The following is a 12,580-nucleotide window of genomic DNA, read 5'->3' as shown; positions in this document are numbered from 1 at the left end:
TTGCGTATTTATTAAATCAACGTGATTTATTTAATATCGTTTGCGAGGGGATGTATAGGAGGGAAATCCCGGAGAGGGGGTTGAAGGAGGTGAGAAAGCGATGCTGGGCGGGCGAAGCGGCCGTTTGCAAAGCTGGATTAGCGCGCCCAACAAGGAATAGTCAGATCAAACTGCCAAGTGGTTTTTCGGGCGTGCCATTGCGCTCTCACGACCGAAGCGGGCGCTGAACGACATTCGTCCAGAGCTCGCGAAGACTGTCGACACCGCCGGCAGTTGAACTCCAGAGTGTGGAATCGCTAACGAGCAAGCTGCCGTTGAACGTCTCCGGTCGGGATTGCAGGAGGGCATCGAATCTCACATGGTCAGCTGCAAAGGGATGCGGCGGGGCGGCGGGGTCGATTCGCTGGCGTGCCAGCACGTCGAGTTTGTTCACAGCCTCGCCGAGACGCTCAAGTTGCGGCAGATGCGGATGCAGATTGAACGTGCTGACGCTCTGAAGCAGACCTAATCGATCAAGCGTTGTATCGGCTTCTATTGGCGCGGGGGATCCGTCGGCTTCTGGCGCCGGCCTGAGTCCAAAGCGGTTTTCCACCGGTACGCCGAGGCCCGCGAGGAGCGAACGCGCCAAGCCGCCGAACCGTTGCCGGGGCGGAATCGTCTTGTCGCCGTGATGCTCGAATTCGGTAATCTGACGTTGCAGCTGCTCGCCTTCCGGCAGGCCCGTTACATCACCAATGTCGTGATGCGGGCAGATGAAGGCAAGATGGTCGGGCTGTCCGAGGAACGTTCGGACGGTTTCGATTTCCGCGCTTCCCGCTGTTTGAGCAGTCCTGAGCGAATCGAAACTGATGACAATAAGTGTATCGACGCCGCTGAGAAGACGTGCATCGAGCGGCGTGAGCGTCCCGTCGTCCGTGACACGCTCGATCTCTGTCACGCTCTGGCCAGTGAGCGCCGCCGCCAGATCGACGAAGGCGGTGAAGTTGCGCTTCATGATGTGGTCAAGGAAACCGGCAATGCTTTGGTCAAACTGATGCAGGTTTGAGAACTCATGGAATCTCGGGAAACCCATCCGGCGGCTTTCAAAGAGCGCCGGAAATCGATCTTCGATCACATGAAGCGGCGCGCTGTTCTCACCCGGCCGACTCCACGCGTAATAGACAAGGACTTTCCGCTTGATCATGGTGTTTGTGCCTCCGTGAGCTGCCCGGCCAGATGGATTATGGCGGCCATTCTTCTACCCGTTGGGAGATTTTCCTTAACCTCGCGATGGTGCTTGTCGTGACGACGCTAGTCGTCTTCACCAGTGTACTGGTTGCGCTCGGTGTGGGTTTCGCCGCTGCGTTTATTGCATTCATCTATCGCTCGAATGCGCAGATGATTCGTCGCATACCCCATGCCACGCAGCTTCGCTCCAGGACACAACGCTCGCGTGCTTCGCTTGAGGCTCTTGGCCAGCAGGGCAGCCGGATTACTGTCGTCGAACTTGCTGGTCCGCTTTTCTTTGGCTCGGCCGAGAGAATCGAGCGAGTGGTTGGCGATGAGTTATCCGGCAGCGATTGGGTGTTGCTCGACCTGAAACGCATCAGCCATTTCGACAGCAGCGGCGTATTGATGTTGAAGCGACTCGATGAACTACTAATTTGACATAAGATAAATTATCAACATTTAAGTATGTATTTTGATAATTCAAAATAAGCGCTCACTGACTCAGCCGTAAACCGCGGGCCGTGGCCGTTCTGCGGCTGCAAACACCTGAATGCGAGTTCATGCACGACGGAATGAGCGTGACACTCGACCTACGTGAAGCAGTCACGAAGGCTCCTCGAGCGACGGCGCAGAACGCTGGCCACGCCTCGTGCAAGGCTCAGGCAAGGCATGCTCGTCGCATCGGCTTTCATCACGCCACCCCACGCCAGCTTACGCGTCTGCGCTAATCGTCGAATTCGTCCGTTTCCAATTTCGCTCCAAGTTTCGACAATTATTTCAAATTTCATTCAAATATTATTTTTATGGAGATATTTAGTAATGTTTTGGATAGTATTTTGTCGGCTTACTGTGGACTGGAGACGCGTCCAGATTAAAGCATCCCCCGGCCGCTGTTCCCGGTCATGAAAACTCGACAATAAAAGGACTTGTAGAAAGCACGATGAAAAGCACCCCCTACTTCGCCCTTGTGACGGCAATATCCGCCTCCACCCTTCTGCTGGTTTCCTGCGGCGGTGATTCAGACAACCACCAGCCCGCCTCCATAACACCCACACAAGACTCGAGTTGTCTCGCCGTGGACAGTAGCGGGTCGAGCGTCGTCATTGGCTCGAATCTCCCGGGTGACCCCTCGCTCCCTGAAGCCGCTTCGGGTTATCGCACCGGCCTGAAGCCTGTATACGCGAAGACCTATATGGTCACCACATCGAACGCGTACGCGAGCGCTGCGGGCTGCGCCGTGCTCAAGAAAGGCGGGACCGCGGCCGACGCCGCCGTTGCCGTGCAAGCGGTGCTGGGCCTGACAGTTCCAGAAGCAACGGGACTCGGATCAGGAGGAGTGCTGATGTATTACGATGCATCGAAAAAGACGGTGCAGGCGTACGACGGTCGCGAGTCAGCACCGAGCGCAGCGACAGAAAACTATCTTCGTTATGTCGACGATACAAGCGACCGTTCCGCACCCCAGCCAAGCGCACGCGCAAGCGGTCGCTCGATCGGCACCATTGGTGTACCGCGTCTTATTGAGGCGCTGCAGCGGGATCACGGCAAGCTTGCGTGGAAGGACCTGTTCGGCGACGCGATCTCGCTGTCGACCAATGGGTTTCCAATCGGTGGACGGCTCGCTGGCGCAATTGCTTCGAACGCAAGCAGCCTTAAACGCGACCCCGAAGCCGCTGCTTACTTTCTCAACGCGGACGGCTCGCCCAAGGCATTGGGCACGCTGCTGAAAAATCCGGCCTACGCCAACACGCTGAAGGCAATGGCAAGCAGCGGCGCCAACGCGCTGTATTCCGGCCAGATTGCACAGGACATCGTGACGAAGATCGCAACGACCACCGGCGCGGATGGCTCGGTGATCACGCCGGGCAAAACGACGCTCGCCGATCTCGCGAACTATCAGGCGAAACAGCGCGATCCTATTTGTACGACTTATCGGAGCTACTGGATTTGTGGCATGCCGCCGCCGTCGTCCGGCGGTATTGCGGTGGCGTCCGCGCTGGGCATTCTTGAGAATTTTAATCTTCAGCAGCAAAAGCCAACGTCAATGGATCTCGAAGGCGGCAAGCCTACGGTTCAGGGCGTTCATCTGATTACTGAAGCTGAACGGATGGCGTATGCGGACCGCGACAAGTATGTGGCCGATACCGATTTTATCCCGCCACCGAATGGCACCTGGAACACGCTGCTCAACAAGCCGTATTTGCAGAGCAGAGCGGCCCTGATCAACGTCAACAAAAGCATGGGTACGGCTGCTGCTGGCAACTTCGGCGCGGTACCGCTTGGCGTCGATAAAACGCTGATCGAGCACGGCACGAACCAGTTCACCATCGTGGATGGCAGCGGCAACGTGGTGACGGCCACCACGACGGTTGAGTCGAGCATGGGCTCGTTCCACATGACAAACGGCTTCCTACTGAACAACCAGCTCACGGATTTCTCCGCGAATCCGACCGACACCACCGGCGCTCCGGTCGCGAATCGCGTGCAGCCTGGCAAGAGGCCGCGCAGTTCGATGGCGCCTACCCTTGTCTTCAAGATCGCCGCCGATGGATCGAAAGGCGATTTCGTGATGGCAACGGGTTCACCCGGCGGCGGCACGATCCCGCAGTACGTCGTGAAGACGGTCGTTGGTGTGCTTGACTGGGGACTGGACGCGCAGCAATCAGCGAATCTGGTCGACTTTGGCGCGAGCAATGGCCCGGTCACGACGCTGGGCGGCGAGCATCCGAACATCAACAGTTCGAATGGCGGTGCGAACGATCCCTTGCTTGCCGGCCTTGTCGCTTTGGGTCACACCATCTCCACGGCGGCTCAGGCGAGCGGCGTCAATACGATCCTTCGGACTGGGTCCAATCAGTCGAGCGTCCTGCAGGGCGGCACGGATCCGCGCCGGGAGGGTGTGGTGCTGGGGGATACTTTCGCTCCTTAAGAAGCGAGCCTGCGCAGCGGGGCTGGTGATTACGGCCTGCCCCGCTCAGCGGCAACAACGTCACCTCATTGACTCGTCTTGTTGATTCGTCTCATTGACTCGTCTCTCGCCCATCGATTCAACCCGGCGCAAACGAGCAGCAAGGACGCAGTCGCAAAAAACACCGCTTGCAAGCCGGCAGCTCCACCTCTGCGTCCTCCATCGGGAATGCTCTCCTGTTCAATCGATAAGGTATCCATATTTATAAGAGGCATCTCGGCCGAGCCATCCGTTCGCGCCAGCTCCCGTGGCAGCGTCAAATTTCCAGGTTGTTGATAAGACGCATAGCCCAGTGACATCTCGCGAGCGATATCCAAACCTTTCAATAAACCTGCGTTATTTTGATCGACTTTGCCGAATTAACGAATAAAGCATAGAGTCAGCGAAATAAAATCAGGTCCGCGACAAAAGCTACGCACCTTAGGGGGTTATTCGTCATGCTTTTTCGAATTATGGCGGCGCTGCCGTTCATCGGCATTCTCATCGGCATTCCGTTCGTCAATCAGGTTGAACCCCTTGTCCTCGGCATGCCGTTCGTGCTCGCATGGATCGTGATCTGGATCGTGCTGAGCGCGATCATCATGGGCATCATCTACCGGCTGGATCCGGCCAACCGCCATGCCGTCAATGAAGCTGGGGAGGCTCGCTCATGAGCAGCGCTCTACTCATCATCGTTGCAGTGACCGTGTTAGCGCTTTATCTGGGCGTTCGTGCGCGGCGCGGTCATGACATGAATCTGGAGCAATGGACTGTCGGCGGCCGCAGCTTCGGCACGGCGTTCGTATTCCTCCTGATGGCCGGGGAAATCTACACAACGTTCACCTTCCTCGGCGGCAGTGGCTTCGCCTATGGCAAGGGCGCGCCGGTCTACTACATTCTCGCCTACGGAACTCTCGCTTACATCCTCTCGTACTGGATGCTGCCGCCAATCTGGCGCTACGCGAAAAAACATCGGCTCGTCTCCCAACCCCATTACTTCGCGAGCAAATACAACAGTCCCGCGCTCGGCGTCCTGGTCGCGGTGGTTGGTGTGGTCGCGCTGATCCCCTACCTCGTACTGCAGCTCAAGGGACTCGGCATCATCGTGGCAACGGCTTCGTACGGCGTGATATCGCCGACTATCGCCGTCTGGATCGGCGCGCTTGTCGTCACTGCTTACGTCATCTTGTCGGGCGTACGGGGCTCGGCGTGGAATTCCGTGGTGAAGGACATTCTGATCCTCAGCGTGGTGCTGGCGCTGGGCATCTACCTGCCTTATCACCTTTACGGCGGTATCGGCCCAATGTTCCATGCGATCGATGCCGCGAAGCCCGGCTTCCTCACCTTCCCGGCTAAGGGATCGAGCGTGTCGTGGTTCCAGTCCACCGTGCTGCTGACGGCGCTCGGCTTCTTTATGTGGCCGCATACGTTCGGTTCGGTGTATACCGCTCGCGATGAACGGATCTTCCGACGCAACGCGATCATCCTGCCCGTCTATCAATTGATCCTGCTGTTCGTGTTCTTCGTGGGATTCGCTGCAACGCTCAAGGTGCCGGGCCTGAAAGGCGGCGACATCGACCTGTCGCTGTTCCGTCTGTCCATTCAGAGTTTCGATCCCTGGGTCGTTGGTGTGATCGGCGCTGCCGGCGTGCTGACGGCGCTCGTCCCCGGTTCGATGATTCTTACCTCGGCGTCGACCCTGCTTGCAAACGACGTATATCGAGGAGCGATGAACCGTCAGGCTTCCGATGCATTTGTCGGCAGGCTCGCACGCTGGCTCGTGCCTGTCGTGGCACTCGTCGCCATCTGGTTCACGCTGCAGGGTGGCAACACGATCGTCGCGCTGTTGCTGATGGGCTATAGCTTCGTTACACAACTGTTTCCAGCCTTGATCGCCAGCCTGATGCAACGAAGCCGTGCGACGAAACAGGGCGCCATGGGCGGGATCATCGCAGGCGTAGCCGTTGTCGTGGTGACCACGACCATGCACCTGAGCATCGGACAGATGTTTCCATTCCTCCCCGACGCGGCGAAGGACATCAATATTGGCTTCCTCGCGCTGGCGTTGAATATCATCGTGTTCGTGGTCGTCAGTGCGCTCACGCAACCGCGCGTGGCAAGCGGTACTGCGCATAAAACCGACGGCGCGCTGCGTTGAGTAGCGTTCGATCTTAAGGTGTCGGCGCTTTCTTTTCGAAGGTAGGCTGCACGGCCAATATGGATGCTGATGAACCCGTCAAACCGCAGGCGCAGGGCGGTCGTCCGGTGCTTGTCTGGGACCTGCCAACAAGAATGTTTCACTGGCTGGTAGTGGTGATGGTGGTGGCCGCCTATGCGACCGCCAAGCTGAACTGGATGGACTGGCACGTCCGGATTGGCGAGGCGCTGCTGACCCTGGTGCTGTTCCGCTTGCTGTGGGGTTTCTTCGGCAGCGAGACCGCGCGGTTTCATAGTTTCTTGCGCGCGCCTGCCGCTGCATGGCAGCATCTGCGTCACTTGTTCCGCCGCGAAGCCGACCTGCAGGTGGGACACAATTCCGCGGGCGGGTGGATGGTATTGCTACTGCTGGCTTTGCTGCTGGGGGAGACGCTGAGCGGGCTTTACGTCAACAACGACGTTGCGGATGACGGGCCGTTGACCCAATGGGTTCCTGCAGCGATTGCCAACGCAATCACCGCGCTGCACACGATCTTGTGGGACGCACTGCTGGTGGCGGTAGCGCTGCACGTGCTGGCTATTGCTGTATACGCGGTGGCCAAGGGCCACAATCTGCTGCACCCCATGCTCACTGGCGTCAAGCGCCTGCCGGAGCGTATCCGCGCGCCCCGGCAGGCGTCAGCCATGCTGGCGCTGCTGTTGTTGGTCATCAGCGCCACCGCGGTGACGCTGCTTGCCACCTATCTCTAGCGCGGTGTGAGTTACTTTGGCGGCACTACCTGACCGCGGATTTCGCCGGCGGGATGGTCCTTGGTGTGAACGTTGACGTACATCTGGCCCGCGAGAAACTCTTGCGCGTCCGCCGGCGACAGCGTAGCTGTGCCGTTGACGGGACTCGTGACGGCTGCGCCCTTCTCTGAGAGCCAGACTTTCACAGGCGCGTTTTTGCCGGACGCAGCGGGGCCATGAAAGTGCGCCATGGTGGCGTCGCTGGACAAGCCGCTGAAGGTGATCGCCCAGGTGACGACCCGGGTATCGGGATCGTACGAGATGTTGGCGCTGCCGCTACCCGAGGTCTCAACCGGAGGCACCTGCTGCGCGCCGGTGAGCGGAACGGTGAACGAAACCGGCGCCGCTTGCGCCAGGGTCATCGCCCCCGCACATGCGAGGCCGATGAAAACCATGAGAGCTCGTCGCGAGATGGAAACATCCATTTTATTATCTCCTGTCGATATGGCCTGGCTAGGCCAAGGGCGCTTGGGCTTACTTCAAGAAGGCGAGCGAAGGCGAGAGAACTCGAACTGGTCCGTTCCTGCAAGCCGCCCGCATGGCCGCTCGGCCCCGCCTGCAAGGCCTGAGAAAAGGACAAATTCACGCTAGATCATGCTCGCACATGAGTGATCTGACAAGCGTGGAAGCCCCGTGGAAGCCCCGAGGCGGGCGTACGTGGGCGTACGTTATAGCGACGGTCGTGAAGCCTTGGCGCGCTATCAGACCAGGCACTGGCCGCAACGCAGAAGAGTCACCGCCCTCCACCCATTCGCCTCACGCGGCTGCGCAAGCAGTCATTGGTCTCGTATCAATGGCTAAGGACAATGGCTGAGCATGCGTTGGTGTTCGCCCGCATTGCTGAACATCGCAATGATGTGCGAGATTGTAGAAGGAAGGACCTGTGGGCTGAGAAGATATTGACGGCCTATATCCTTCGCTTCATCGATTACGGCAAATTCAAGGATTTTCAATCGACGCTTGAACGAAGAGCGTGAAGAGCGCGGTTGGCATGCTTGTGATTTGCAATGCATTCTTGCGCGCCGACATGGTCTTGCCATGTTTGCGTGACAAGAAGCCACGGGGGACGTGGCGAATCGACTTTACAGTTCTTTCAAAAATAAGAGGCGTAGATGTCCAGCGAGAAAGCAGCTGAAATTGCGGCACGGCTTGATCGGTTGCCACCCTCGCGTACGGTCTGGACCATGGTGATCCTGATCTCGCTTGGCGGTGTGTTCGAGTTCTATGACCTGTTCTTCACAGGATACGTTGCACCCGGCATGGTCCAGTCCGGGTTATTCAAACCAGAGTCGCTAGGCTTCTTTGCGGCCCTCCAGCCCCTTGCAGTGGCGGGTTTCGGAACCTTTGTCTTTGCCACATTTGCGGGACTGTGGGTAGGTACCCTCGTGCTGGGTTATGTGGCGGACCGGTTTGGCCGGCGCCTGATCTTCACCTGGTCGCTGGTCTGGTACATGGTCTGCACGGTGATCATGGCGTTCCAGACCACCGGATTCGCGCTCGATATCTGGCGCTTCATCGCGGGCATTGGCATTGGCGTCGAGCTGGTAACGATCGACACGTATATCTCCGAGCTGATTCCAAGCCAGGAGCGTGGCCGCGCGTACGCCATGAACCAGTTCATCACGTTTGCTGTCGTGCCGGTGGTCGCGTTTCTCGCGTATGCATTGAACGGGACACGGCCGCTCGGCCTTGACTATTGGCGGGTAGTCATCCTGATTGGATCAGTTGGCGCCGTGGTTGTCTGGATCTTGCGCCGCCATATTCCGGAAAGCCCGCGTTGGCTCGCGCGTCACGGCCGGATCGATGAAGCTGAGAAGATAGTCGCGGACATCGAACGCCGGGTCGTCGCGGAGAAAGGCATCAGCCTGCCGCCGCCACAAACGATCTCACCGGAGAGAGAAGGACGCGGCTCGCTCAAGGAAATTTTCGCACCGGGTTATCGGCGCCGGACGATCATTCTGTCGATCTTCAACATGGCGCAAGTGATCGGCTTTTATGGCTTCGCTGCCTGGGTGCCGACCCTTCTGATCCATCGCGGCATTCATGTCACAGCAAGCCTCGGATACGCATTTGTCATTGCGATTGCAAACCCCTTTGGTCCGCTGCTGGGCATGTTGTTCGCCGACAAGCTCGAACGGAAAACCCAGATCTGCGGGGGGCTCCTCACGATGGCCGTTGTCATCGCGATATTCTCCCAAGTCTCCACGCCATGGATCCTGATCGCGCTCGGCGTCTTGTTCACGCTGGCCTCGAACATCATGTCCTATGCGTATCACGGCTATCAAGCCGAGCTATATCCAACCCGCGTGCGGGCGCGCGCAATTGGCTTTGTCTATTCCTGGAGCCGGATTTCCGCGGCCTTCGCGGGGCTGGCGATCGGCATACTGCTGCACGGGTATGGCGTGCCAGGCGTCGCGGTCTTCGTCGGAATGTCGATGCTGGTGGCGATCTGCATGATCCTGCTTGGACCTTCCACTAAAGGGCTGGCGCTCGAGACTATCAACCATTGAGTCGTGCACGGCCGGGGTTCCTCTGCGAGCGTTGGACGACGCCGGCAGTGTCACCCCCCGGCAGAGCTTCGTATAACGGCGGCAAAGGAGTCCTGATATGAATCGGATTCCTGAATACATGCGCACTCGACTCATTGCGAATTCCACACTATCTTCCAAGCGATGGTTCGAAAAAATCTGCGACCCGTCGACAAGATATCGCTACGTTTCGCCGCTCCAGTGAAGATCTACCCGCATAGATCCGCTCGCCGTACTCGACTGAACTCCTGAATACCGGGCAAGCATCAGACTTAAGGGGGAACCGGCCTTACGACTGCGTCGAAATCAGCCCACCCGGGATGCGGATTTAGATGGGAAAGCGGATTGATTACCAAACGTGACAAACCGGGGCGGCAAGGAAATCGCACCGTTAGAATCCGCCTACCAGGCGACCTCCTGATGTGCCTTAATGTCATCTTTGCGCACGACCTGCTTACTGAGCGCAACACGACTGACGAACGCCGCAAGCCGTTACGTCTCACCGGTATTGCTCGTATTCGCGCTGCTGTGCGCGATGCCCTCGGCAGCGCAGGAAATCTCCGTGTCGGGCGGCGTGGGCCGTGCCAACGCGCCAAGCGAGTCAACTTACTCGTGGGGTTTCACCTATCTGCAACCACTCGACGCTTACAACGCTCTCAGCTACTCATGGATAAACGAGGGGCATTACACGGATCATCATCCGGATGGTTTCGCTCTCCAGTACTGGCGGCGACTGTGGTTGTTTAACGATCGGCTGGCATTGGCGGGCGGAATTGGCGCGTACAATTTTTTCGACACAACAGCGTCTGACGAAGGCAAACGGTATGCCGACGTACATGGCTGGGCCTTGATCTATAGCCTTAGCGCAACATGGTACACACGCACACCGTGGTTCTATCAGTTGCGGGTGAACCGGATAGACACATTCCGCAGCATCACCACGACAAGCGCGATGGTCGGCATTGGGTATCAACTCGGCGGCACCAATCATTCCGGAGCTATTCCAGACTACCTTGCGCAAGGCTCCGGTAGTCGGAACGAGCTTACCGTGCTCGCCGGAAGAACAGAGGTGAACAGCCTGCATTCGCCGGGCGCGTTCGCCAAGAGCGTTGAGTTTCGGCACGGGTTTGGATCTTACGTCGACGCGACCCTGACCTGGATGGATGAGGGACCGACCGCACTCACCCGGCGCAACGGCGTAGCAACTGAACTATGGGCCAGCCGTGGATTTTTTAACGAGAGGCTTCGGCTGGCAGTTGGCGCAGGCCCCTATGTTGCCATCGATACCTACCGGGTCGCCGGCGGCACGAACACAGAGGACAAGGTCTCCGCGTTGGTCACCATGACGGCGAGCTATCAGTTCGCGAGACACTGGATCGTGCGCGGCTCCTGGAACCGTGTCCTGACCGGCTACAACAAGGACAGCGACGTTTTTCTCGCCGGCGTCGGCTACCGTTTCTAAACATGCGGCAGCGCCTGGGACAATGCTACGCAGTACTTTTCTTCATAAGCCGCTGCCCCGTTCTCAGAACTTATGACGCATGCCGAGGATGAACATCTCCTGGCTCGCCGTGCCATTGAAACCATATGAGCCAATCGAAGCCTGTGCTGCCGATGTGGTGCCGTCCGGGTTGAGTTGGGTGCCGCTGGCATGCTGATATGCGCCCACCGCATAAAGATCAGTGCGCTTCGACAGTGAATAATCCGCCCCAACGCTGGCCTGGTTATAGGTGGCCGACGTATTGCCGCTCGCCTTCTCATACGAGTAGCCTACGGCAAACAACACGGCTGGAGTGGCCTGGTAGTTGACGAACGCATTGCCAACGTTGTACTTCTCGGTGCTCAGGAAGGTTGAGTCACCATCGTTTTTATATTGCGCGTTGCTGTATGAACCGCCCACCGTTACAGGACCCAGCGCGTACTGAATTCCCGCACGAGCAATGCCCAGCGATTTGGCCGTCGTGTAGCCGTTGTTGATTGCGCCCTCGAAGATCGCGTCTGATGACGCGGTCGGATCCCATCCGTCGCGGAACGCGCCTGCGGTCGGACTGGGGTTCGTGGCGAGGAAATAACCGGCGGCGATCCCGAGCGGACCGTTGTTGTACGTGACAGCCCCGCTGTAGGTATAGCCCTGGCCCGTGCGGCCGGCCAGACCGCTGAAGGCGTACAGCCCCTCAAACTGCAAGCCGGAGTAATTGGGTGACACATACTTCACGGCGTTGGATACCCGTAAGCTATTGTCGTAATTGTCCACGTCGCCCGGAGTCGCAAAAATACTCCCGAAATAATTGTCAGCCGTGAGCGGTTGCACCATATCTACAAGCGGATCGTATTGCCGGCCAAGAGTCAGGGTGCCCCAACTATTACCGGACAAGCCGACATACGCCTGACGCCCGAATTCCCTGCCACCCTGGCCTAACTGCCCTGTGCCAACATCGAAGCCATTTTCTAAATCGAAGATTGCCTTGAGGCCGCCGCCGAGATCTTCCGAACCTTTCAAGCCCCAGCGATCACCGGACAAGGTGCCATCTATAAACCCCCACCGTCCGCCCTCGCTGGTTTTAACATAACCGACCCCTGCATCGATCGTTCCATACAGGGTAACGCTGGACTGCGCCTGCGCGGCCCCGGCTACACCGAGGAGCGCCAGTGAGATTGCGCTAAGAGCACTCTTTTTCATCTCTTTCTCCACGCTAAGACACGGGAAAACTTTTCGCTTGCAGCGCATTTAGGCAATATTCATTGGTCCGGCTATTGCAACTCTTTTTGATTGGTATACCTAAATAGATTCCGAAATAAACGAAATGAAAAAATACCGTCAAAGCACTGTAATAGGGAGAGACCGCAAGCTAGCTCGCGGTCTCAAGCTCGCACTGAAAATGTTTGGCAACAACTTTCGTGGAGAACGCGAGCCGAAGTTAATCTAGACCAAAAAAACAACTAGTTCAAT

At 57.9% G+C, this 12,580-nt stretch carries 10 protein-coding genes; 7 read left to right on the top strand and 3 right to left on the bottom strand.

The annotated features are described in order from the left end of the window. Positions 1–205: 205 nt before the first annotated feature. Entirely contained in the window at positions 206–1,183 is a 978-nt protein-coding gene (locus tag SBC1_RS31115) for a hypothetical protein (RefSeq protein ID WP_165104134.1), read from the bottom strand. A gap of 98 nt (positions 1,184–1,281) precedes the next feature. On the opposite strand from SBC1_RS31115, the gene SBC1_RS31110 reads away from it, so the two are divergent. The 5 genes from SBC1_RS31110 (at position 1,282) to SBC1_RS31090 (ending at position 7,063) form a co-directional block, all read left to right on the top strand. Further along, the gene (locus SBC1_RS31110) at positions 1,282–1,647 is read left to right on the top strand and encodes an STAS domain-containing protein (RefSeq protein ID WP_165104132.1); all 366 of its coding nucleotides are present in this window, start codon (positions 1,282–1,284) and stop codon (positions 1,645–1,647) included. A gap of 502 nt (positions 1,648–2,149) precedes the next feature. Continuing rightward, on the top strand, positions 2,150–4,138 hold the full coding sequence (locus SBC1_RS31105) for a gamma-glutamyltransferase family protein (RefSeq protein ID WP_165104130.1): 1,989 nt from the start codon (positions 2,150–2,152) through the stop codon (positions 4,136–4,138). Positions 4,139–4,614: 476 nt separating this feature from the next. Continuing rightward, the gene (locus tag SBC1_RS31100) at positions 4,615–4,830 is read left to right on the top strand and encodes a DUF3311 domain-containing protein (RefSeq protein ID WP_165104127.1); all 216 of its coding nucleotides are present in this window, start codon (positions 4,615–4,617) and stop codon (positions 4,828–4,830) included. Continuing rightward, positions 4,827–6,314: a sodium:solute symporter gene (locus SBC1_RS31095; protein WP_165104125.1), complete on the top strand. Its 1,488-nt coding sequence runs from the start codon at positions 4,827–4,829 to the stop codon at positions 6,312–6,314. Before SBC1_RS31100 ends, SBC1_RS31095 begins: the two co-directional genes overlap by 4 nt. 59 nt (positions 6,315–6,373) lie before the next feature. Further along, a complete protein-coding gene (locus tag SBC1_RS31090) occupies positions 6,374–7,063 on the top strand; it encodes a cytochrome b/b6 domain-containing protein (protein ID WP_165104123.1) in 690 nt (229 codons plus the stop codon). Between the two features lie 11 nt (positions 7,064–7,074). On the opposite strand, the gene SBC1_RS31085 is transcribed toward SBC1_RS31090, so the two are convergent. Then, positions 7,075–7,527: a CHRD domain-containing protein gene (locus SBC1_RS31085; RefSeq protein ID WP_165104121.1), complete on the bottom strand. Its 453-nt coding sequence runs from the start codon at positions 7,525–7,527 to the stop codon at positions 7,075–7,077. Between the two features lie 759 nt (positions 7,528–8,286). Between SBC1_RS31085 and SBC1_RS31080 the strand changes: the two genes are divergently transcribed. Continuing rightward, the gene (locus SBC1_RS31080; protein ID WP_370469714.1) at positions 8,287–9,612 is read left to right on the top strand and encodes an MFS transporter; all 1,326 of its coding nucleotides are present in this window, start codon (positions 8,287–8,289) and stop codon (positions 9,610–9,612) included. A 448-nt stretch (positions 9,613–10,060) separates the two neighbouring features. Further along, positions 10,061–11,092, top strand: coding sequence for a hypothetical protein (locus tag SBC1_RS31075; protein ID WP_165104116.1), 1,032 nt, complete (start codon positions 10,061–10,063; stop codon positions 11,090–11,092). A 63-nt stretch (positions 11,093–11,155) separates the two neighbouring features. Here SBC1_RS31075 and SBC1_RS31070 read toward each other — a convergent pair whose 3' ends face one another. After that, positions 11,156–12,310, bottom strand: coding sequence for a porin (locus tag SBC1_RS31070; RefSeq protein WP_165104113.1), 1,155 nt, complete (start codon positions 12,308–12,310; stop codon positions 11,156–11,158). Positions 12,311–12,580: the final 270 nt, after the last annotated feature.

Origin of the sequence: Caballeronia sp. SBC1 (assembly GCF_011493005.1) — a bacterium.
Classification (GTDB): Bacteria; Pseudomonadota; Gammaproteobacteria; order Burkholderiales; family Burkholderiaceae; genus Caballeronia.
This window is presented reverse-complemented; position numbering and strand designations above follow the sequence as displayed.

Excerpts from the sequence above, each read along its gene's own strand:
- SBC1_RS31080 (WP_370469714.1), top strand. The coding sequence starts at position 8,287 with ATGGTGATCCTGATCTCGCTTGGCGGTGTGTTCGAGTTCTATGACCTG.
- SBC1_RS31070 (WP_165104113.1), bottom strand. The coding sequence starts at position 12,310 with ATGAAAAAGAGTGCTCTTAGCGCAATCTCACTGGCGCTCCTCGGTGTA.
- SBC1_RS31085 (WP_165104121.1), bottom strand. The coding sequence starts at position 7,527 with ATGGATGTTTCCATCTCGCGACGAGCTCTCATGGTTTTCATCGGCCTC.
- SBC1_RS31095 (WP_165104125.1), top strand. The coding sequence starts at position 4,827 with ATGAGCAGCGCTCTACTCATCATCGTTGCAGTGACCGTGTTAGCGCTT.
- SBC1_RS31105 (WP_165104130.1), top strand. The coding sequence starts at position 2,150 with ATGAAAAGCACCCCCTACTTCGCCCTTGTGACGGCAATATCCGCCTCC.
- SBC1_RS31090 (WP_165104123.1), top strand. The coding sequence starts at position 6,374 with ATGGATGCTGATGAACCCGTCAAACCGCAGGCGCAGGGCGGTCGTCCG.
- SBC1_RS31075 (WP_165104116.1), top strand. The coding sequence starts at position 10,061 with ATGTCATCTTTGCGCACGACCTGCTTACTGAGCGCAACACGACTGACG.
- SBC1_RS31100 (WP_165104127.1), top strand. The coding sequence starts at position 4,615 with ATGCTTTTTCGAATTATGGCGGCGCTGCCGTTCATCGGCATTCTCATC.
- SBC1_RS31115 (WP_165104134.1), bottom strand. The coding sequence starts at position 1,183 with ATGATCAAGCGGAAAGTCCTTGTCTATTACGCGTGGAGTCGGCCGGGT.